The organism is Pedobacter sp. N23S346, assembly GCF_048515415.1.
Lineage (GTDB): Bacteria > Bacteroidota > Bacteroidia > Sphingobacteriales > Sphingobacteriaceae > Pedobacter.
In genome coordinates this window covers 1-23,945 of the sequence record NZ_JBLYEE010000017.1, presented here as the reverse complement: position 1 = coordinate 23,945, position 23,945 = coordinate 1, and the positions used below count along the sequence as shown (strand labels likewise).

Annotated in this window: 16 protein-coding genes; 6 read left to right on the top strand and 10 right to left on the bottom strand. The window is 36.9% G+C overall.

The window, feature by feature from the left end; genetic code table 11:
- Positions 1-8: 8 nt before the first annotated feature.
- The 8 genes from ACN1CD_RS21490 to ACN1CD_RS21455 all read right to left on the bottom strand — a co-directional run bounded on the left by ACN1CD_RS21490 (position 9) and on the right by ACN1CD_RS21455 (position 12,826).
- Positions 9-3,221, bottom strand: a complete 3,213-nt coding sequence (locus ACN1CD_RS21490) for a SusC/RagA family TonB-linked outer membrane protein (RefSeq protein ID WP_419132472.1) — start codon at positions 3,219-3,221, stop codon at positions 9-11.
- Positions 3,222-4,448: 1,227 nt separating this feature from the next.
- Positions 4,449-5,948, bottom strand: coding sequence for an acyl-CoA dehydrogenase family protein (locus ACN1CD_RS21485; protein WP_419132471.1), 1,500 nt, complete (start codon positions 5,946-5,948; stop codon positions 4,449-4,451).
- A gap of 312 nt (positions 5,949-6,260) precedes the next feature.
- The gene (locus tag ACN1CD_RS21480) at positions 6,261-7,082 is read right to left on the bottom strand and encodes an MOSC domain-containing protein (protein ID WP_419132470.1); all 822 of its coding nucleotides are present in this window, start codon (positions 7,080-7,082) and stop codon (positions 6,261-6,263) included.
- Positions 7,083-7,486: 404 nt separating this feature from the next.
- Positions 7,487-8,242, bottom strand: a complete 756-nt coding sequence (locus ACN1CD_RS21475) for a class I SAM-dependent methyltransferase (protein WP_419132469.1) — start codon at positions 8,240-8,242, stop codon at positions 7,487-7,489.
- Positions 8,243-8,463: 221 nt separating this feature from the next.
- Positions 8,464-9,954, bottom strand: coding sequence for a TolC family protein (locus tag ACN1CD_RS21470; RefSeq protein ID WP_419132468.1), 1,491 nt, complete (start codon positions 9,952-9,954; stop codon positions 8,464-8,466).
- Positions 9,954-11,309, bottom strand: a complete 1,356-nt coding sequence (locus ACN1CD_RS21465; protein ID WP_419132467.1) for an HlyD family secretion protein — start codon at positions 11,307-11,309, stop codon at positions 9,954-9,956. The genes ACN1CD_RS21470 and ACN1CD_RS21465 overlap by 1 nt, the downstream gene beginning before the upstream one ends.
- 1 nt (position 11,310) lies before the next feature.
- Entirely contained in the window at positions 11,311-12,315 is a 1,005-nt protein-coding gene (locus ACN1CD_RS21460) for an ABC transporter transmembrane domain-containing protein (protein WP_419132466.1), read from the bottom strand.
- A gap of 175 nt (positions 12,316-12,490) precedes the next feature.
- A complete protein-coding gene (locus tag ACN1CD_RS21455) occupies positions 12,491-12,826 on the bottom strand; it encodes a hypothetical protein (protein WP_419132465.1) in 336 nt (111 codons plus the stop codon).
- A 633-nt stretch (positions 12,827-13,459) separates the two neighbouring features.
- Here ACN1CD_RS21455 and ACN1CD_RS21450 point away from each other — a divergent pair.
- The 3 genes from ACN1CD_RS21450 to ACN1CD_RS21440 all read left to right on the top strand — a co-directional run bounded on the left by ACN1CD_RS21450 (position 13,460) and on the right by ACN1CD_RS21440 (position 15,115).
- Entirely contained in the window at positions 13,460-13,888 is a 429-nt protein-coding gene (locus tag ACN1CD_RS21450) for a hypothetical protein (protein WP_419132464.1), read from the top strand.
- 307 nt (positions 13,889-14,195) lie between these two features.
- Positions 14,196-14,420: a hypothetical protein gene (locus ACN1CD_RS21445; RefSeq protein ID WP_419132463.1), complete on the top strand. Its 225-nt coding sequence runs from the start codon at positions 14,196-14,198 to the stop codon at positions 14,418-14,420.
- A 149-nt stretch (positions 14,421-14,569) separates the two neighbouring features.
- Entirely contained in the window at positions 14,570-15,115 is a 546-nt protein-coding gene (locus ACN1CD_RS21440) for a hypothetical protein (protein WP_419132462.1), read from the top strand.
- A 374-nt stretch (positions 15,116-15,489) separates the two neighbouring features.
- Here the strand turns inward: ACN1CD_RS21440 and ACN1CD_RS21435 are convergent, their stop codons facing one another.
- Both ACN1CD_RS21435 and ACN1CD_RS21430 read right to left on the bottom strand, forming a co-directional pair.
- The gene (locus ACN1CD_RS21435) at positions 15,490-16,458 is read right to left on the bottom strand and encodes a S41 family peptidase (protein ID WP_419132461.1); all 969 of its coding nucleotides are present in this window, start codon (positions 16,456-16,458) and stop codon (positions 15,490-15,492) included.
- Between the two features lie 427 nt (positions 16,459-16,885).
- Positions 16,886-18,112 (bottom strand): alpha/beta hydrolase, encoded by a 1,227-nt coding sequence (locus ACN1CD_RS21430; RefSeq protein ID WP_419132460.1) that lies wholly within the window; start codon positions 18,110-18,112, stop codon positions 16,886-16,888.
- Between the two features lie 455 nt (positions 18,113-18,567).
- Between ACN1CD_RS21430 and ACN1CD_RS21425 the strand changes: the two genes are divergently transcribed.
- The 3 genes from ACN1CD_RS21425 (at position 18,568) to ACN1CD_RS21415 (ending at position 22,830) form a co-directional block, all read left to right on the top strand.
- Entirely contained in the window at positions 18,568-20,793 is a 2,226-nt protein-coding gene (locus tag ACN1CD_RS21425) for a S41 family peptidase (protein ID WP_419132459.1), read from the top strand.
- A gap of 488 nt (positions 20,794-21,281) precedes the next feature.
- Positions 21,282-21,773: a GNAT family N-acetyltransferase gene (locus ACN1CD_RS21420; protein WP_419132458.1), complete on the top strand. Its 492-nt coding sequence runs from the start codon at positions 21,282-21,284 to the stop codon at positions 21,771-21,773.
- A 376-nt stretch (positions 21,774-22,149) separates the two neighbouring features.
- Positions 22,150-22,830: a DUF6624 domain-containing protein gene (locus ACN1CD_RS21415; RefSeq protein WP_419132457.1), complete on the top strand. Its 681-nt coding sequence runs from the start codon at positions 22,150-22,152 to the stop codon at positions 22,828-22,830.
- Positions 22,831-23,945: the final 1,115 nt, after the last annotated feature.

Here is a 23,945-nt window from a genome sequence, read left to right as displayed (position 1 = left end):
TATTAATGTTAGAAACTTGCGTTAATTCCAAATACAACACCTCTGTTAAAAGTAGAACCACCTAAATCTGGATCGATCCATTTAATATTTGAATAAATTAAACCTGGATTAATTGCCTGTGCATAAACTCTTAATCTGGATAAGGTTAGTTTTTTAGCCATATTTTCTGCAAAATTATACCCTAGAGAAATGTTTCTAATTTTGATAAAAGATCCATCTTGGTAATTCATAGCGCTTTTATATTGATCTCCTGAAGCACTGGCATAATTTGGTGAAGGATAGTCATTAGTTGGGTTTGTCGGGGTCCAGTAATCTAGAAACCGTTGCGCAAAACGACCTTGTAATGCTTCTGCACCAGTTTCGATCAGGAAATTATATCTTGCTACAATAAAGATGGATAAATCGAAATTTTTATAGCCAAAAGTATTGGTTAACCCACCAGTCCAGCTTGGATTGTAATGGCCTATTACCTGACGGTCGTTATTGGCATCAATTTTATAATCGCCGTTTAAATCTCTCACTTTGATGTCTCCAGCCCTGAATATTGCAGCGTTAGCTCGATATTTTTCAATCTCGGCTAAATCTTCAGGGGTATTTTGCCAGATTCCATCTTTTACAAAATCATAAGCAACGCCATTTCTTTGGCCGATAAAGAAACGGTTGGTAACCATATCACCGCCGTTAAGTTTAACAATTTCATCTTTACTGGTTGAGAAATTCAGCGTAGATTCCCAGGTAAAATCTTTTGTTTTAACGTTAACTGTACTTAAGGTTAAGTCTAGTCCTTTATTTTTGGTTTCACCTATATTATCATACGATGTTGGGTAGCCGTTTATGATGGCAATGTCCTTAAGCAAAATTAAATCGGTAGTGTTAGATTTATAGAGATCTAATGAACCGTTGATTCTTCCGCCTAATAAGCTAAAATCAATACCTAAGTTATATTGTAAGGTTTTCTCCCAGCTTAATAATTTATTTGGGAACGAAATCGGGTTTGCAAGAGAAGCATCAGATGCTACATAACCCACTTGTGCAGCACTGCCAAAGGTATACGTAAGTGGCTGTAAAAGCCCTAATGTACTACCAATATCTACAGATGAATTACCTGTACTACCAACACCTAACCGCGCTTTCAGTGAATTTACCCACTTAATATCTTTCATAAAGTCTTCCTGGTCTATTCGCCATGCAAAAGCAGCAGATGGAAAGAAATCCCACTTATTACCGGCAGCTAATTGCGAGGCACCATCCCAACGGCCGGAAGCAGTTAGCAAGTACTTGTTATTGAAGCTATAATTTACCCTGGCCATATAAGAGTTTAGTGTCGATTCTCTCAGGCTTGTGTCAAAGGCATCTAATGCAGTAATATTTGCGCCTCCTAATCCGTACCATAATGGTGCAGCCAGATTAATTCTGCTTCCCCTTATTGATGATGATTCATTCCTGAAAGAGGAGGAACTTTGTAATAAGGTTACCCCAAAATTATGTTTGCCCAGCGTCTTATCATAATATAATAAATGATCAAGGGTATAAGCAAACCTATTGTTTTGATCCAGTTGAGCAAAGTTGTTATTTGATCCCGGTACACCAGCATCGCGATTTACGGAACGCGCATCCTGGTATCTTCCATTATAAAAATTAGAGAAATCAGGGCCAAAATTTATGCGGTATTTTAATCCTTTAACCAGGTTCACTTCTGCAAATGCAGAGCCCAAAGTTCTTAGGGTTTTGCGTAAGTTGATGTTGTAATCTGCTTCAAGGATTGGATTCTGAATGTTGATATCACCACCCGGTAAGTTAATTCTGTTACCATTTGCATCAAAAGGGATAGCCAAAGGAAGCATGCCACGTGCAGCAGCATAAATGTTGCCGGCACCAGATGCACTTGCCGCCTGGAAACCATAATTCTGTAAGCCATAGGTAGCTGTTAAATTAAGCCCCATTTTAAACCATTTAACTGGATTAAGTTCAACACTTAGTTTTCCGCTGTAGCGTTCAAAATCCTGGCCCAACTGCGTTCCCGTTTGATTCAAATAACCGAATGAACCGTAAGCCTTAATTTTATCTGTACCACCACTTACACTCAAGACGTGATCTTGCGTAATCCCTGTTCTGGTTACTAAATTACCCCAGTCAGTAGTGGGTATTAAACTTCCGTCGTAAGTTCCACCAGCCCATGCTTTTTCGATATTGGCGATCACATTAGGGTCTCCAGCGAAAATTCTTCTATCATCCACTAATGTTGGCACGATTGGATAAGTAGCGTTCGCCGCAGCATTAGGATTTGTTACGATAACACGGCGAAATGCATCTCTTCTAAACTGAACGTATTGTTCGGAGTTCATCATTTCCATTCGATCCTGTAGGGTTTCGATGGTTGCTGTTCCCACATAATCCATGGTTAACCTTCCGGTTTTACCTTTTTTAGTCGTTACTAAAACCACACCATTTGCACCACGTGAACCATAAATAGCCGTAGCCGATGCATCTTTCAAAATGTCGATATTTTCAATATCATTAGGATTAATGGCATCGATCCCGCCTGCCTGCAATGGAATTCCATCCACTACATATAAGGGCGCATTACTTGCACCTAAAGATCTAACACCACGAATTAAGATGCTTCCAATTTGCCCTGGGCGCTCGTTTGAAGTAATATCAACCCCAGCCGCTTTTCCCTGAATCGCTTGCAAAGCATTGGTAACTGGTCTCGATCTGATTTCTTCCGCACCTACGCTCACAACAGATCCGGTTAAATCGCTTTTCTTAACCGTATTATAACCCACAACTACTACTTCTTCAAGATCGTTAATGGCACTTTTGATTTGAATAGTAATGTTGGCGCGTCCGTTCACGGCAACCTCCTGGGTGGTATAACCCACATAAGAAACAACAAGAACAGGATTGGCCGTTCCGGTCGGTATAGTGATGGAAAAGGCACCGTTAGCATCCGTAGTCGTAACTATAGTTGTATTCTTTACTTTAACAATTACACCTACAAGCGTTTCGCCTTTATCATCAGTAATTTTCCCTTTTACAGTTTCATCAAAACTCTTTGATCGTTTTTTACTGAAAGGATGTTCGTTTTTAAAGGTAAAAGCAGCGTTAACAGATGTGCTCGCCATCATCAATGAAAGGGCAGAAATCCCCATAATCAGGAACTTTTTACCGCCAGATGCATTTCGTCGATGAAGTGACTTTGAATGTAAATTAAAATACATAGTTTTTAATTATTGATTAGAAATATTTAGTTAGTAAAATCAGAATCGTTGCACTCGGCAAAATTCCAATATGAAAAAGATCAGTTGTTTTAAGCCAGTCTGAAAATCCAGACCTGATCAAATCAGATTTTTTAGCACTTATTTGGTAGACATTTTTATACTTGGTTTATGGAGAAATGGCTTTATAAAATAGATACCTTACTTAATTGTAAATTATTTGTTATGAAAGAGATTCTACTTTAATTCTGCGAAGTCTGAAAAATTTTTGGTTTGGTTATTTGGTTTTTTATGGCTTGATAAAGTGATTCTGGCTATAATTTGTAGAAATAACTGAATCAAAATCGCCGATATCTGTTTTTTTTAGCTTTATGGATATATTTGGTTAATTGTAGTTACGAGATTAAAACATTTATTTTGTTATCCCATCCTGATCCATCCTGCAATTAAAGCACTGCATTATTCTTTCGTAACATTTAACCCTTAAAAGTAAGTTAGGAAATGCCCGTGAAGACGGATTTGATTGGAGTCCTCTCAATGCTTCATCCTGAACTTGATTCAGGAACTATTACGTAAAAACCAGATTGCAACATGAGCTATATCCGATTAAAATATTGAACCATATAGGCATTAAGAAAATAAAGTAGGGCTCAAAGCCTTAATGCCTATATGGTTCAATTAAATAATTATGTCGTATGGAGATACGCTACGACCAGAATCCAGCCCCTCCATGCGTCATCCTGAACTTGATTCAGGAACTATTACGTAAAATCAGATTGCAACATCAGCTATCTTGATCAAAATATTTAAGCATTAAGAAAAAGATAAGTATGGTAGCGGAAACCCCAGCGATACGTCATCCTGAACTTGAGTCAGGAACTATAATAGTAAAACCAGATTGCAAGATCAACTATATCTCGATCAGAATATTTAGCCATTAAGAGAAACAAAGTAAGGCTCAAAGTCTTAATGCCTATATGGTTCAATTAAATAATTAGGTGAATCCAGCCCTTCAGTGCTTCATCCTGAACTTGATTCATCAACTATTTTGTAAAACCAGATTGCCAGATCAAAATCTTAATGCCTTAATGTTTCAGATGATGAAAATGGGTAGAAAGTTCATTGCTATTTCCAATAGGTATTGATGAATAGGCCTTAAAAATAAAACCCCTGAAATGAATATGCTTATCCGCATGCAGGGGTAATAAAAATGAATTGATAATTAATATATTAAGCGAAATCCAACCACAAACTATCCATATGATAATCGCTTACTTCTATAACGGAATTGCTGAACCGGAGGGAAGTAATCAAACTAGCAACCTCTTGTTGTATCATTATGATGCAATTCTCTACCAACGCCTTTCTAAACCCTTTTTCGCCAAGTTCAATCACGTAACCTACACAAATAATTCTGGCTACGATTCTTCCAAGATCAACCAGTTTTCTTTGCGCCAATTGTTCATCAGGGTTTAAAGACAGTTCATTCTTAAAGTAATCACTTGCTTTCGCTGTAAGTGGAAAATCTTTCAGATATTGGTAAAGTTGCGGCTGTTTTTGCTTTTTCATGGCTTTGATAATCATTTCACCGATTTGCGCATAAAGCATTTCATTTGATCCTTCAAAGATCTGGAAAGGTCGACTATCCATAATTCCCCTTCCACCGATGTGGCTGGTACGGTAACCTTTTGCGCCAGAAAGTTGAACCAACAATTGTGCAGCTTCCTGCATCAGGTCGGTTACAACGGTTTTCATGGTATTGGCTTCTAATCCTTCCGTTGCTAGATTATTTTCGATTCCGCTGATTGATGAACTCTTCGCACACATGGCAGAACAAATGGTATAGGCCGCTTGTAATCTCGAAATCTGAAACTTAACATTATCCATTCCGAGCAAATTACCCACGCCAACTTTTCTGTTGTTACATTGGTTGTAGGCTTCATCCAGCATACGCTTAATAAATCCCATTCCCATGCCCGGAAATTGCATCCTGCTTCTGTGAAGGATGTCTAACATCATTTTAATGCCTGTGGTTTCAGGTTGCAGCTTATGGTTTTTTGGAACAGTTAAATCAAGCTGGTTAAGGCCATAAGGGATCAGGTATAAGCCGGCATTATCATAATACTCTTCTACCGTTATTTTTTGATCTGCTTTGGTATCATCGCAAACGAAAAAATCGATATCCCGGGATAAGGAACCATCATTACCTTCATTTCGGGCAGCAACAATCCAATAATTGGCCATTCCGGTAAGTCCCTGCCAATGTTTGGTGCCTTTAATTTCATAACCATCTTCAGTGGGCTTATTGGTGGTTCGCATGTTTAGTGCATCACTTCCAAAATTAGGTTCAGTGATCATTAAACCTCCCATATTTTGCTCATGCAAAAAGCGATCAAAAATCTCTTGCTTAATCTCGTCATTACCGTATTTGGCTACAGGCTCTAAAAACAAGGCGATGTTAATGCCAAAAGTTAAAGAAAGAGATAAGGATTCATAAGAAGCTGCAGAAAGGATGCCCAGACATTCTTTAACTTTACACCCTCTGCCGCCAAAAGCAGAAGGAACCGCCACTGATAATGGAACATGATCCATAATTTCTTTCAGTAATTCTGGCGGAAGGCCTCTTTGCAAGCTTAGCTGATCAATATCATGTTTTTCCTGAAAGAGGTGTTTAAGATTTTTTTCAAATTTGTTTAAAAATTCAGGATATTCTTGGTTAAAGTTATTCATTATTTATGCTTCGTTAAGCTCATTTATGTGTGTGGTTCAAGGTTTTGCAGCCCTCGCTAATCAAATTGATTCGTGAAATGTATAATTTCCATCGTTGTACAACGAATTCGTCAAAGCCTTAGAACAGTCAGCAGCTCAATTAGTTTTAATGTATTATAAGTTATCGTTAATCAAATAAAGATCGCATTTATTAAATAGGTTAATGATTTAATTTGAGTTTTATGATCCTAATCTTTAAACTGATAATCATCCAAAATTCGTAATAATTATTTAGAATGCTTCTAAATAATTATCAACACCAGGATTTTTTCTTTAGTCGTTTGATTTCCAGTCTAGTAGCTGGATTTCGTCACCCACATTAATTACTCCGGTTCCCTGGTGAAGCAAATTTTGTCCAAACATGATCTTCTTGTTTTGCGTTCGGTAGGTAGCCAATGTTCGCAACGGCTCCTGGCTTTTTATTCCCGTTTCCTGGTCAATAGTGATCAACACGCATCTTGCACACGGTTTTACTGCAGAAAATAATATATCTCCTATACGAAAGTTTTTGAAACGATCTTCAACATGCGCTGCTCCGCCAGAGAAAACAAAATTTGGCCTGAATCTATTCATCTGCACAGGTTCGTCTAATTTCTCATTTAATCCATCAAGTGATGACTGACTAATAATCAGGCAGGGATAACCATCCGAAAAGCTTTTAATTTCTCCATTGGTGGCATAATTTGGATCAACCAGAATTTTTTCTTCATCAGACATTCGAACCAGTTTCACCTCAAATTGTAGGTAATCTGAAAACCAGCTGCTCACCATTTTACTCACCTCCAGCCCTACAGTGGTGTCATTCCAAACGGTTACGGCTATACTTTCACCCGTATCTTCGGTTAGGTTAAAAGAAATCTGTAATTGTTTGTCTTCCTTGTGGCTAACCCATAATTTATCCTGATGGATATTTACCTGAAGTAAAGAAAGCTGATGATGTTTGCGTTGCGTAATGAACGTTCCTTCCTGATCAATCAACATCCACTGCCTGTCGTACTGAAGCCCTTTCTCTTCGAGTATTGCTTTTTCCAGCCGGATGCCACCGAGCGATTTAATCGGGTAAATGTAGATATCGGTAAGGTAAAACGCATTCATCCGATAAATATACTAAAAAGTGGAATGCATCAAATAATGTATCGATTTGAGGAACTATTTAAATTTCATAAATCAAGATCAACTTGCGAAGTTTTGGTGGCCTATGTTGTAGGAAATACTTCGAAAGTTTTATGGTACATCTGATCCAATGGTTGGTGGCTCACCAACCACTTTCATTCTTGCTTCGGCTGGCCGCCGAAGGGCTTTTACTTTTGGCTTGGCCCAAATTAACAAACCTGAGCGCAGCGAAAGCATTGCCACTTGCGGGCACCTCCAGATGAATCGGTGGAATTGCATATCGCAGAACCTATATCCTACGCAAATGTCATTTATATTGATTTTTATAAAATAAATTAACCCTCAAGATGATATTTCGAATTTATGATACTGCCTCTCAAATCCCTTTATTCAAATGAGGAGAAATACAGTTTTGCATCATATTCCAGTTTTACAAAACCATTTTGCTGATGCTCAGAAAAAATCTGATCAATTTCTGCTACCAGTTTTTCATAATCTGGTTCTCCCTGAACCGGGGAGTAACTCGATGACCTGAAATAACCCAAAAGTTCATCTTTATTTAATAGGCGACTATGGTAAATTTCCTGGCGCACAATTGCCGCTGGTCCGAGAAAAGTTTCTATCCGGATGTTTTCTAACTTTTCGACATAGGGCTTTCTATCGGCATACTGGTCTTTTAATGCCTGATAAGCTTTTAGAAACTGACTTTTTTGCTGCAGAATATTCCAAACCAGCAGCACATGCCCGCCAGGTTTTAAAATTCTCTTAAACTCTGTTTTAGTTTGTGCCAAATCAAACCAATGAAAAGATTGGGCAACAGTAATTAAATCAACACTGTGATCTGCTAAATTAGTTTGCTCAGCCGTTCCGGTTATGTGATCAAGTTTTTCATACTGATTTAAACGAATTTCAGCCTGATTTCTCATCTGCACGTTCGGCTCAACGGCCAGAACCCGGTAATCATTTTTTAACAATAATTCTGTAAAAATCCCTGTTCCAGACCCAATATCTGCAATTAATTTATCCTTGTTTAAGCCAATATTTTGCTCCAGGTAAGTAATAATTGCTTCAGGATATCGCGGTCTGTATTTTTGATAGTCTTCCGAATGGTTCGAAAATATTGATATGGGACTTTTGTTCATTTAATTTAATTTTTGTGCACTGGGTAGGCGCAATAAACGATTATCGAATGCTATTTACTTACCAAAACAGATTGAAATAAATGTTTATCGATAAAGGATGCAAATAAACGGATAATATTAAGTTCAAACCTAATTTAGGCAGGTCAGGGTATGGTCATTTAAACGCTGACCTGCCGGTTTAAATTAGTCTCATTAACCCCATTTTCCATTAAATCAAATGATCAGTTGAAACGAACATCTTGTCTGGTTCCAGCTTTATAATACAATTCTGCTAGCGTTTTCTGATACCCGGCAACCATACTTTCCTGTTTGATTTTCATATCGATTAATTTCGTTTCCCGGCTATTGATTAAGAACAGTGTGCTTTCTCCTAAACTAAACTTTTGGTTTTCTCCGGCAACCAAAATCTGCTGGTTTTGAATGCTTTTAATTTGAACCGCTAATTGTACAGAATAAGCCGATAGATCATTGTAGGAGGCGGTTATATCGTTCCTGATCGTTCTACCATATTGTTGAAGATCGAAGTTCAGTTCCTGTTGTTTGATTTTTACTTCTCTTAATTTTCCTCTTTCTGACCTTAAAAAAAGTGGAAAGGCAAACTCTATTCCCACCTTATAATTGCTCCAGTTGAAATCATAATCACTTGGAATAACGCTGTTAAAATTAGTTCTGCTTGAAAGCAGATTTCCCATCACATTCAGTTTCGGTTTGAGCAATTCCTGCCGATAACTTCGCTCTACAGCAAGCTGTGCACCTTTGGTTCTTAACTTCACCAATTCCGGGTGCTGATTTGCCGCCTGCCCGATTAGCGTATCTAAAATTAAGGGATTGGGTTTGGCCTTGGCCAGATCTATGTTTTGAGGTACCGCATCAAAAGGCAATTCCAACGGGTTTCCATCTTCATTCCAAAGGTGATTAGAAAGTATAAGTTGTGCATTCTGCAGCTCGATTTTCATCTTTTCCTTCTGGATGATCCTTTCCTGTACCGTAATGTAGGCCTCTACAGAGTCGATGGCTGGCTTATCGCCCATTAAGGTTTGCCTGCTCAATGCCGTAAATCTGCGCTGGGCCAGTTCTACTCCTTCATTAATTAAGGCAAACTGTTTGTGGGCATAATACCAGTTCCAGTAATCTTTTACCGCACCATACCACACGGCATTAATTTGTTTCAATCGCTCTGCTTCTGCATATTCTACCATTATTTTTGCCTGGCGGAGGGTGTTCCGTCGGGCATCAATCAACAATCCTTGTCCCAAAGGGATACTCAAGCCAATGGCCGATAAACCTTGAGAATTGGTTCGGCTTTCTGGATTTACATAAGTACCCACGTTGCGGTCGTAGCCAATTTTTAAATCGGCACCAGCCAGCCAAAGCGGGATTTTTAATTCGCTGTTCCACTTATTGTAATATTCCGTATTGCCGAAAAGCTTCCGGGCAAAGCTTGCTTTAAGTTCGGGATCAAAATAGCCTAAAGATTGCAGCACATTTGCACGAGCCGATTCACTGAGCAAGGCAGCCTGTTTAATAATCGGGTGATACCGGAATACCAGCATCTGCAGGTCTTCCAATGCGAAAACCTTTGTACTGTCTGTTTCTTTTTTCGCCATTGGCGTAAGTTGTGCCATTGCTGTATTTGATCCGATAACAGAGAGCAGGAGGGATGTGATAACCAATAATGCTTTAAAAGCTTTTTTCATGATGATGTCTAACATTATTTTTTATCCTTACTGTTTCCTGTAGGCTCTTTTTCCAAACTTGGAGGGAAGCCATTCAGCTGGCGCCAGATCTCGTACCAAAGTGGTACAGACCTTAAAATAATACGTCCGTAAACGCCAGAGCCCTGCCGAAGCTGCACCGGCCATGGCTCATCTTTCGATGGTACCGGGTTGGTTTGACTAATTAACAAACGATACTTTCCACCAGTACTGCTCACCCGATCAATGGAGGAAACTTTTCCTGCAAAAGTTCCAACGGCTACCGATGGCCAGCCCGAAAACTGCACTGAGGGCCAGCCTTCAAATTGTAAACGCACATCACTCGTATCTAAAATTAAAGGTACATCCATGGCGCTTACATAAAGTTCTGCTGCAACCATTGGCGATTTTGGTTGCAATGTGGCCACTGATTCACCCTCCTTAATGTTTTCACCAATCCCTGCCTTCAGGGTTTTCACCACAAAGCCATCTTGGGGTGCCCTTACCACATACAATCCACGCCTGATGCTGATGTTAGAAATGTCATTCCGTAGTTTGGCAATTTCGCCTTGAGCGCTTGCCCTGCTCGAAATAGCCGAGCTCATATCAGATTGGGCTTTGGCTATAGATTCCTGGTACTTTGCACGGATGTTATCCAGTTCAATACTGGCGTTGAGCAAATTTTGCGTAGAGTTGCTCAGCTTGTTTTGCTGACTGATCACTTTCGCGTTATCTTCCTGAAGTTTTAACCTGCGGGTTTCAATATCGGTAAGCGAGAAGAGTCCGTTTTTATAGCCCGTTTCATAGCGCGCTAACCTGGTTTTGGTGGTTTCGTAAAACTTCTGAATGGCTAAAAGCTCTGCACTATCAATGCTAACATAGTTTTTTGCCTGGCGCACTTTATTTTCTGCGGCCTTCATCTGGAAGCGTAAACCATCACTCAAAGCCCGCATCTGGCCTTTGGTTGCATCAATTTTTTGTACGGCGGCAGTTTCACTTCCCCTTTTGGCATCCAGTTGCTCGTTCAATCGGGTAGGGAGTTCCGGGTCGAAGTAAGATTGGCTGGTTTCTGAAATCACCAGGATGGTATCGCCTTTTTTCACTTCTTGTCCTTCGCGGATTGCCCAATGTTCTATTCTACCACCAATTTGGTTTTGCACCGTTTGCGGACGGTCTTCCGGTCGAAGTGCTGTTACCGTACCACGACCAGGGATGGTTTGGCGAAAAGGTAGAAAAAGCAGCACAGCAAAGAAAATAAAGATAAACAGGAGCACCCTGCCCAGCATTTTTGGCCCTTTGGCATTCAGTATTTTACTATTGGCATGAACGGATAATTCTTCCCAATTTTTAATCTGAGCCAGATTGTTACTCATTTTACCCATGGTTCAAATCTCCTTCCTCTAATTCCAGATCGGTAACCACTGCAAGCTTTTCACTTCCGGTTACCATATCAAATACCGTATTTAAGTTGGTCATTAGTTTTTCAATGGCATAGCTAATCTGTACAATAATCACTTCTGCAGCCACAAACTGTCCGAAAGTCATTTGTCGTTCTACAACGAAATAAGAACCTAAAAGCAGTAGCGAACCCATTAAAATGGTACGCATGGCTACCGCACTGATGAAAAAACGCTTCAGAATCGAAAAGTGATCATTACGAGCCTGAATATAATTTGCCGTAATCTCATCCGTTCGGGTGATAATTTCTTTCCGCTTTTCGCTGCTGTTTCGGTAGGTATCCAAATCGGCGGCAATTTCTTCCAGATAACCGGCTACCTGATATTTATATTCAGACTCTTCAATGCTGGTTTGAACACCACGGCGATAATACAAGAGTAAAATTAAAATGATCACAATTAAAACAAACATCCCGAAGGCCATAAATACCGGGTGATAGAAGGAGAGCAAAATTACACTGAAGAATATTTGAACAGCAGCTGCGACAACATCTACCAGTAACTTAGTAAGGCCTTTCTGTATAGTTAAAATATCAAAAAAACGATTAATCAGTTCGGAAGGATTTTCGCCTTCTAACGCTTTCTTCTTAATCCGCGGCAAGCGAAAAGCAAATTCTATGGCTGTTTTTGCAAAAATCTTTTGCTCTATTACCTCCACTAAGGTAAGCTGACCAATCAGTAATAATCCTCCGACAATAATGCCCACTAAAATAACGGCGATGAGAATGTAGGTAGAACTGTACATGGCACCGTTAGATAAAAGGTTGAAAACCGCACTGGTACCGAGTGGTAAGGAGAGGCCGATAAGGCCGATTAAAATGGCATAAATGTAAATATAATTGATGGTGCTGCGTTCGTAATAAAGCATACGTACCAATCTTTGCCAGGGCGTAGGAGCACCGGCAACATGATGATTTTTCATTGTTATTTTTGACTTAATAGTGAAATATTTAAATCTGCAGGTTTGAAAAAACCGGCACAAAAGGAGTAGAAATTAATTACTTCGCAAGTATTATTGGCATGCTGCTAATTTAATAGCTAAATACATAAAACCTATAACACTCTTAGCTCATTAAACTGAGAAATCACTCCTTAAATTAAGAAAATGAATCAGGAGGGGGAGTGGGCACACTTTTAGGTGGGTGTGCATCCATGCGTACATGATAATGTTGTGTGGAAAGAGGAGAGTGATTGATACAGAAATAATGTGCAATATCAATAATAGAAGATTCGTAAAGGAGCAATTTCTTTTTGTTTTTATCTAATGCTTCATCTTCTTTGTCTTTATTTTCTTCTGCATTTTTTTCGATTGAAAATGCATCTGTTGAAGTAGAAAAATACGAAATAGAAAAAGCACAGACTTTTAACGCTATAACACTCAATAGTATTAGCGTAAATGTGCTTTTTAAAAAGTTATTTCTTAATCCTTCCATTATATCGGCTGCAAATATATATTCTTTCTACCTTCGCAAATCGCCATTAACCTAATTTTTGCTCATCAAAACGTCAAATTCGCCATAACCTTTTAAGCTTAAGCTAAAAAACCACTTATGTATTAAAACGAGATTAGGATATTGGTGGGTAGACCGATATTGAGCACTAGCTGGCATCTTATTGTTAATACGTCAAAGCTAATTTTTAATTTAGCATGCTTATCAGCGATTTAACTAAATTAATCCTGTAAAATTAGAAGCTGTCTAAATGTAGATAATCTCAAAAAACGAAGGTATCTATCCCTATCCCCTACTGTATATTTTTTTTTAAGCTGTAGTTTATCTGCACCATATGGCAAAAAGAAAAAATGCCTTATAAAGCGAATATTTTGCTTGCTCCAGACCCTAATAGTATTTCGACCTAATATATTTTGATTTACCAAAGAAGTGCTTAAATTACCACAGACAAACAGCGATCTGTCTCACTAAACGAAAGCATTTAATGGCAATTTTCCATGATTGCAAGAGTAAATATTAGTAAAATAAACAGCCAATTCATGGCTCCAATATATGTGCATTATTAGCGATTGGAGAAACTTACGGCTGTTATATATAAGTTAAGCATAATATTAAATGACAATAGAGCTCGCATTCATATCAGGTATAGTCATTACTTTGACGATTGTAGGATTAGTATTAGGTTATTTTCAAAACTTTTGGTGTGTGATAAAAAGAACGAAGAACCACATATTGGAAAAACAAAAGCAAAAGAAACTGAACCGACTGGCTTACCCAAAATATTTGCGAACTGACGATGAGATTAACCGCTATATCAAAAAGAACTATAAAAGTTTTTCAAATGCGCAAGAATGGGGTTCTTTGTTGGTCGATATGATTAAAGAAATGACAATTGCAGGTTGGAACACAGAGATACCCATCTACGTAAAATACAAATACGGAACCTACCAAACGCATCTAATTATGGACAATCAGGAACTTCGATATAATTTATACAATATAGCGCATAAGTATGAGGAAATCTATGACACAAAGGATTTATAAATGGTAATAAAAAACCATCTCTCAACAGGTTTAAATTAAGCCTCTGTCGAAGCGCGAACATAATAAATTGAAGCTTTTTATTTCGTTTACTACCGTGGGTACTTGCTTATACAAACTAAAACCTGTCTCAAAAAATGAATATTTTGCTGCTTCCAAACCCTAATAGTATTTCGACCTAATGTATTTTCTTTTACCAAAGAATTGCTTAAATTACCACAAAAAAACAGCGATCTGTCTCAAAAAACGAAGGAAAAATCATCTACAGTTCGTCTGGATATAACATTGTTTAATCTCAAAAATAAATATAATGGAAAACTCTTTTGAAATAAAATATTATATAATGATGGAGGTTTTAGTATTTATGAAAACTAACCATGCCTTCAAGGAGCAATTTTTAAAATTAACCATTGATGAAGTTTCTCTTTGGATGGATGAAAATATAAACAGTTACGCTGGGGATAAACTAAATGTAGAAAACAGAAAATTGACAAATGATTTTTGGCTTTTTGTTTTTGCTGATGTTTCTCAATAAACGAATATATTTTTAAAGTTATAGCTGTTATTATTTTCGTTTATTTACCTAACCTACTTTAATTTTGTTAAATCAAAGAATATACGGAAGCAGTAAAATCTAAAGTGTTCCCTATATTTATGTATTAGATGTAATTAAATAACGACTCAATGCATAAATTAAAACACTTCATTATAGCTTATTGCTGTTTTTTTTTACCAAGCTGCGAAATGTTTAGTGCAGGACACGGAGGGTTTATGTCCTATTCTTTTGAAATAAAAAAGAAAGAATTAGAAGGTGCAATTATAAAAGTTATTGAGACTGACAGTAACTTTTATCGAGAACCGGAAGTTAGTCAAGAATATAAAGATATCTATAAAGAAATAACAAAGGAAAGAAACAAAGAAAATCCAGATTCAGAAATCGACACTAATTATGTAGACTACTATAATGACGGCGAAAATTACGTCACCATAAAACTCAAAAATACAGATTATAAGTTTACATTCAGATATATTGGAGATGAAGAATACTGGAATAATTCACCCAACTCACAATTCTACATTGTATATATGCGTGACGAGTATAACCGAGGTGGTGGCTATAAAGATAAATTGGAACCTCAGTTCATAGATAAATTAACAAATGTGTTTGAAACAGAGTTTGTACAGAAAGTTTCAAAGGAATTAGGTATCCCATTTTCGGAGGAAAAATAAACTACACCTAACCGCGGTTTTGCAAATTGTTGAGTGACATACACTGGGCAAATTCAGTAATTGTTTATTAAGTTGATGCTTTGGGTGATTGAGGTTAATAAACGGTCGAATTCTGATAGACAATATGTTTGAGTGTAAATGATTTGTCTCAAAAAACGAACCATGAGCCAGACGCTAGCTGCTGCTGATCAGATCTGGAGTGAACGAAGTAAATAAAATTAGAGAAAACGAAAATTTCAACAAACGATCAATAGTAGGTACCATAAGAACTAAAACATGTTCAATAAAAATTGTAAAGGATTAAGCTGTTTCGCAATCACAAAATTTGAAAATGCCTTATAGATTTCGATCTAACTTCGTTGGCTTTATACTTGTTAATTCTCTTTTATCAATTTCAATACTATTTCAAGAGCCTTATCGGCTATTACTTCTTTATCAGGCTCTACGCCAACCCCCTCCCAGTTGGTTTTTGTTATCGGGTTTATCGCCCTCGAATTGGGAATATTAGCAGTAAAGTTATTGCCTACTGGTTCTGGTGCCACTGGATGTGCACCGCCTCCGGTACGCTCACCAACAATTATGGCGCGATGCTGGGCTTGAAGGTTGTAAGCAAATTCCTCGCCCGCCGAAAACGTTCGCTTATTGGTTAAAATATAAATAGATGTGGTTTTTAGGGCTATCAAAGAAGTATCTGGTATCGCCCAAAATTCTGTATAAGAGCCATCCTTACGGCAATAGAGATCGTTTAGGTGAGTTTTTTGATTGAAAAAGAATCCGCAGAAAAAGCTTACAGTAGCCGGGTCTCCGCCCACGTTATCCCTGAGATCGATAACGAGAGCCTTGCTGTTACTTACGAACAGTAACGCGGCAGTAATCGTAGCTTTCGTTTCCTGATCCAGCGGGAAAAACCCTTTTACCTTCAAATAGCCTATGTTCCCGGGCATAATCTCTGCCTTCTCCATTCCAAAATTCACTTCCTTTCTGAATTGAAGTCGTCTTGCTTTTTGTGCTACGGTATCAGGTCCTTCATCGATTTTTGCTGCAGGTGGATCATAGCTGATGGATAAGTGACCATCATGATACACCGACTGAAGATCGGAAGTTATTTTATACGCAAAAGCGTTCTGCGTATTGATGGTATCATAGGCTGCCATTTTAAATTGCTGAGTAATGAAATCTCCCATTCGTCGCGCAGTGTCAAGAAAAATATAATTGTCTTTTAAACTTTTCGAAATGCTGGCAATAGTTTCTTTTTTTATCCTCTTTGTGAGAACAGGATTTTGAGCCAATACCACAGAACCATACAACGAGATTATCAAAAGGAATAAGGCAAAGTTTTTCATATCAAACGAAAATAGGCAATTGTCGGGACAATTAACTAAAGGCATTCATCATATACCGTATTTTTGTTTTATCTGTAATTTTCGTCGCACCAATTTCGGAAAACAGAAAAAATGTTTTAAAAAACGAAGGTATGATTTGTTAATTTATTTTTCTTTCAGCTGTGGTTTTATTTATATGGAAATTATGACAAAGGCAAAAACGATCTTGACAAATCAGGATTTATTTGGGTAAATTTTATCAAAAACTCATTATCAAAAATATGAATAGCCTATTTGATTAGTGAAATGAGTATATGTCCATGGTAAAACAAACACAGATAAATTGGGCTATTTTTGGAGCAAAAACTAATACTATAATAATATCATATGTAATTAAATTATCAATTTAACAGGGAATAATGAGAAACTATATTAATCAGTTAATATCTTATTTTAAGGCTTTAAGCTTAGCAGCAGTTTCAGGGTAATCTAAAATTGATAATGCTTTAATGTAATACTTCTTAGCCTCTTTCTTTTCTCCTTTAGCAGAATAGTAATCACCTACTGCATCAAACACATTAAAACTTTTCGGGTGGTTAATTTCATTCAATTTAAAGAATTGATAAGCTGACTCTAATTTATTAGCTCTTAAAAAAGCATACCCAATACTATTAATTATCCTTTCTGAGGGGAGTATTTCATACCCCATGGAATTCGAAATTTGTTTGTATCCAGATTTCAACGCTTCCAAGATTGTTTTGTCTTCTATAGAGGTGCTAAATAAATCGTAGTTGTCAACAGACAGGAAATTATAGTCTCGAAAAATATAATGAAGCCCATCATACTCACTGATAAAAGGTGCCGTATTATGCCCCTCTTCCTCATAATATTTTATTTTCCAAAGTAATTTTTTATTGCCATTTCTTAGTAGAGCACTTTTCAATCGGTCCATCGCAAGAACAGCATCATTAAAAGGAGTTATGTTTTTTCTGACTTCTGCAGTATCAAGCTTTTTTTTGAAACCGTTAGCAATCGAGATAAAAACATTTTTATTATCAAACTTTTTATCAGATAAGATATTCTCTGCTTCTTTTGACAACTTAGAATTGTCGTACCACAAAGCAGGATCTATTGAAATATATGAATTAAATAATTCGGTATGCTTCAATAGTGTGTTAATAACAAAAAGCCCACCTAAAGAATGTCCTATCAACATACGGTAGGGTGCAGTTGAATATTTAGATTCGATTTCAGGAATCAGTTCCTTTTGCAAGAAAAGCGTAAATTTTTCTCCTCCACCTGATGATTTGGCTGAGGCGCTATCTAAAAATATTCCTGAAGTTATATGGGTCGGAGTAAAATCTCTTATCCTGTCGATATTCGGTATAGCTACAATTATACATTCCTGAAATACCCTGAGTGAACCCATGTTTTCCATCATAGCTGCAAGTCCCTGAAAATGTTGTTCCCCATCTAACAAGTAAATGACTGGATATTTTTGTTTGCCGAGGGTTTTCTCGGATGCACTTTCTGGAAGATATACAAAATATGGCCTTTCTTCCCCGAGAATTTTCGAATAGGTTTTGTAGGTTTTGCCTATTGGAATATCATTTTTTTCTTGTGAATAGCTAATTGTTGTTACTAGAAAAAATAACAAAAAAAGAGAAATTTTCATATAAGGTATATAGTGGTTTTCAAAAAGACAGTATTAGAATTTAATATGTTGCGCAACATACTAAATTTAAAAACACGATGAGCCAATGAATCTAGTATCATTATCAAGAAACAGTGGATTTTTGATAGGACTAGAATCTATTTTTAAGTTATAGTCTCAAAAAACGAATATTAACTTGGTACTGGTGATAAGCTACTCATGATCAGATTTGAAAGAAACTAGGTCAAGGGATGCTGATATAAGTCTAATAGTTTATTAGACGATCATCATAATCTATCTTTAATACCGTAAATACCATGGTTAGAAATCCATTAACTTTTCAAATCTGTTTTTTCTATAAAATCGCATATAATTTGTTTTTGTAGAAAGCTGTTAAGACACGATACTTTGTATTTAAGGATATAATCATTAGGTTCGGCAATAATCCATATCAACTCATTCCGAATTAATAGAATATGACGAAAATTTATTCACTTTTTTTTCTTATTTTACTGTCCGGATTTGATAAAGCACCGGATCACAATAACGGATTCGAGTCTGTAGACGAAACCAGCTCACTTCCTAGCGGATGGTCGTTCCAGGCACCAAATTATAAGAACGTCAAATTAGATTCAGGTATTAAATTTGAAGGAAAATATAGTTTATCAATCGAAAATTCAATCAATTACAATACTCCCCAAGAAGTAGGGAACTATTTTTCCTTCGGAGAAAATGATAGTTCAAGCATAGAAGGGGGTACTATTGAATTGAGGGGTTATATGAAAATGGACGATGTTCAGAATGGGTATGCAGGAATATGGTTGAAAGTTGATGGAGTTGACACCCTCTCGACATTGGTTGATAAAAAGAATGCTGGCACGTATGATTGGGTAGAGTATAGTATCAAACTCACCCACTCCAAAAAATTAAGGGGGATAGCATTTGGAGGCATTCTAGATGGGGTAGGCAAAGTCTGGTTCGATAATTTCCAGCTTTATAAAGATGGAAAACCCCTAGTTAGCTTAAGACGAATTCCGCAAAAAAAAGCTCAGGTAGATACTTCATATCGGAATGGGTCCAGAATAAATGATATAAGGATAGATGCAAACAATATAGCCAACTTGGCTGTAGTTGGACAGATGTGGGGATTTTTAAAGTATCACCACGCATATGCTGGTAGCGGGGATGTGAACTGGGACGCCGAGCTATTTAAAATATTATCTAATACACTTAAATGCAAGAATGTTATCGAACTTAGTAATTCTTTAGAGGCTTACTTAGATTCCCTACCGAAGGTGAGAAAGTGTGATAACTGTAAAACGCCTTCATCTTCAAAAGCGTTAATAGTTCCAGACTATGGAGATCTGTTTACTGGAAAAATATTGACAAAAAGCCTAACAAACAAACTAAGGAATATCCAACAAAACAATTCTTCAAGACAGAATTATTGGATTAAAAAAGAACCAAGCATCGGTTATCCTCAATTTGTCAACGAGAAAAGCTATGATGATATGCTATTTCCTGATACGGGATATAGGCTTCTTACGTTGTTTCGATATTGGTCTATCATAAACTACTTTTCACCTTACAGAAATGTTACTGAATACGACTGGAACCAAGTTCTGAAAGATTTCATTCCGCAATTTTTAGCTGCTGAAAATGCTGAGCAATATACACTCGCAACATTAAGGCTAATAGCGACAATTAAGGATACCCATGCAAACATCTTTAATAATTATCCAACCTTGGAATCAATCAAGGGTAAATATCGTGTCCCCTTTCGAGCCGATTTTGTCGAAGACAAGTTGATCGTAAGCGGATACCGTACCGATAGTTTAGGTATCCAAGAAAGGGTTAAAATAGGAGACATTATTGTCTCTATTAACGGCGAAAGTATTAAAAAACTCGTTAAAAGGTATTTGCCCATCACTCCTGCATCCAATTACGAAACTCAATTGAGAGATTTGCCTTGGAACTATCTGATGAGAAGTAACGACGAAGAAATGCAGTTTGTGGTTAAACGGAATGGGAGGCTAATCAAACTAAACATCACAACGCTTAAGGGCAAATCGACCTATAGAGCGCCGGGACAAAAAGAAAAAGGTGCATATTATTTAATTAACAATCAGATTGGCTACGTTAATGCAGGTAGATATCTGAATTCGGAATTGCCACAGATGAAAAAAATGTTTGCAAAAGCAAAGGGGATAATCGTCGACATAAGAGAGTACCCATCTGACTTTATGCCTTACACCTTTGTAAACAATTTTAAATCTGCCAAAAGCCTATTTGCAAAGATTTCATTGGTAGACTATTCAAATCCAGGCACTTTCATCATCGCTGATTCATTATATAATGGACCTGCAAAGAATGGCGATTTATATTATGGAAAGGTGGTTGTGATTGTCAACTCCGACACACAGAGCCAGGGAGAGTTCACGGCCATGGCACTTCAGAGTTCACCAAACGTCATAGTTATTGGAAGCCAGACTGCAGGCGCTGATGGAGATGTAAGCGCTATTGTTCTTCCGGGAGGTATTTTCACAATGATATCGAGTAGAGGCACATTCTACCCGGACAATTCTCCCACTCAAAGGATTGGGGTGAAAATCGATGTTGTCGTAAAACCAACAATTAAAGGCATAGTGGATAGAAAGGACGAATTACTAGACAAAGCTATTGACATCTTAACTAGCAACTAATTTGTATGTATAATAAACCTTAGTGATTTACAGAGAAAGAAAAAATCCAGCTTAGCGATATTTTATCAAAAAAACTGTCGGTTTTTGGTAGACCAAAGAATTCTACACTGTAAGTCTTGTTTCATAAAACGAATATTGTTATCTGATAAATATTATCAAAAACAAGAAAAACCTCTTTGATTAGCGAAATGAGATTATTATAATTGGGAAAACAGAAAATGTTAAATTAGCCTGTTTTTTGGGAAAAAAAATTATCATTAAAGGCAATATCACAAACCTATTAAATTATCAATTACCAGGGAATATTTAGAAATAATTGCTCCTTATTTTCAAGATATAAGCTGATTAATATTGAGGTTTCTAAACTCAATATTGACCTTTTAAAAAAAAAATCGAAACTTAATGGTAAAGACAAGCTAATATATTTTAAGAACTGAATATCCTATCCATTAATTTAGTCTGGAGAATATTTTCATATATTGCGATATATGATTAGAAAATCAGTGTCCAACGATTTGATTAAAATCGAAAAGGTATTGGAAGATGTAAAAGCACATATGTGTATTAAAGGCATTGATCAGTGGGATTCAGAATACCCTAACAAAGACATCCTTAAACAAGATATCAAACATAAAGCAGGCTATATCTGTATCGAAAACGGAGAGATCCTGTCTTATATGGTTTTAAACGAATCCTGCGATAAAGAATACAATCTTCTGACATGGAAGTATGCATCACCTTTCCTTGTGATACATCGTCTGTTCGTCAGTCCATCAGCTCAAGGGAAGGGAATCTCCAGTAAAATGATAAAATATGCCGAACTGTATGCACTTGAAAATAGCTATCGTTCTATTCGGCTTGATGCATTCTCTCTTAATGAAATTGCCAATGCTGTATATCTCAAAAAGGGATATGAGTTTGCCGGTACAGTGATATTCCGTAAAGGCTTATTCAATTGCTATGAAAAAGCAATAAAATAAAGATATTGGCGATTTGAACATCTTAAGATTGCCTGTGAATGCAGAAACCGGAATGCTTTTAAATGGAAGAAAAGACATCGTCAAATTCTAAATAGAAATAGGAGAAGCATTAGCACGAGTGCCTTTTATCAATTTTAGCAGCGGCACGGGTGATGTTTAGTTAAGGAAAAATAGATGCAGGTCATATAGCTGCTTTACTGATTAAACAACAAAATGTTTCATTTTGTTACAAGTCCTTCGACAGCTCAGGATGACAACCCGGGTTATGATTAAGCCACTTTAACTTATTTATCAAAAAACGGCAAAATTCTTAGAGGATCCCAATAAACCAGGATTTATCGATACCTTCAAGTACTTTCTATTTTAAACATGCAATATGAGTAAATTCATACTTCTTATCTTACTAGGTCTAATTGGATTTGGATGTAAATCCCAAACGAAAATCAATGAAGACTTGAAAAAGGAACTTGACAGCATACTTGTCCAAGATCAAATATTTAGAGAATATACTGATAATCAAACGACTGATTTACGAAAGCAAGAGATATCTAAGATAGTTGGTTATCCAAAAAATTATTTAGACAATAATATCTGGTCATTAATAACTAAAACAGACAGTGTCAATTTACTAAAAGTTGAAAAAATCGTCCTCAAATATGGTTACCCAGGCAGGTCAATGGTTGGAGAACCGACCAATACCGCTGTCTTTCTTGTAATACAGCATTCGCCGAAAATTTCTAAATATTATCCCTTGATCGAGGAGGCAGGTAAAAACATAGAGATACCATTCACTGATGTTGCCATGATGCTTGATAGAAAATTGATAGAAGAACGGAAGCCACAAATCTATGGCACCCAGTTAGAAGGAAAATCAATCACTGACGAGCAAACCGGCATAAAGCGCCAGGTAATCTATGTCTTGCCGATTGAGAAAGCTAAAGAGGTAAATACCCGAAGAAAAAAAGCCGGATTCGAGACTACCGTAGAAGAGAATGCTAGAAGGTTCAGAATTGAATACAAACAATATACATACGAAGAGATTGAAAAAATGAATTAAACTATCAGCCAGCACATGGATTGCGACGGCGGTTAGAGTTCATTCACAATGCGCTCACAGGAATTTTAGGTGGAAGAAAGGATTTTATTGTAAGTCCTTTCATTACTCTTTAGGATTAACAATGAAACTTATCAAAAAAGGGTGGATTTTTGATAGGACTAGAATCTCTTTTTAAGTTATAGTCTCAAAAAACGAAGGTTATTAAACTTAATAACTATTTTTGAATAAATAATTTAGTTTTTTTACATTCCCAAAGTCCTTCTCTCCGGCTTCAGTAAAATAGGTTTTGAATATTTCTTGAATTTTAATTGCTGAAATTCTTCCTGGACGTCCCGGACAGTGTTCTTCATAAAAGACAGGAGAATAAAATTTTAGGTCTTTAACCCTATCTTTAGTAATAAGCTTGAAGAATGGACCGCCACCATCGAAGATTTCAAGGCGGTTTTTATTAAATGTCTATATTTCAGCAACATAAGTTAATATCATTTATACTGATTTTTAAGAATAAATTGTCTATATGGATGGCAAACCTCGCTATTGCCACCCTGCTATCCGGCCTAGGAAATGATGGAAGGAGAAAACGTTTAAAGCTTCGACTACAATCTTTCATACTACCACTGCCCAAGGCAGCGCATTCTCTCCCGATTTTTCATCGGGTGCTTGTGCTGCTGAAAGAAAGCTTTAACGAGTTTATCTGACATCAGTTCCAAGCCTTGATTTATTCATAAGTTATTTATGTTTTACAGGTATTCATGAGCTCGCAGAAAAGCTCGGTTTTGCTTCTTTTCATCTAAGGAAAAGAAGATAGCCCTTCGGCGGCCAGCCGAGGCAAGCCAGCAGCGATAAGAAATGACCCATATTTATCTAAGGATAATTACATTTAACATTTACGAAAAGGTTATTGATCATGAATCTTTATGAATTGTTAAAGTATTAGCGGGACCCTACGACGAGAATTTAGCTTTATTAATATAGTTCCTGAATCAAGTTCACTGTTGTCCGGTAAAAAACAATTGTTGGAAAAAAGGTTTGATTTCGGTCAAAATAAGTGGGTTTATGTTTTGAAACTGATATCAAAGCCCCCCAATTTCAGCTGTTGGCTCTGAGGTGGGGTA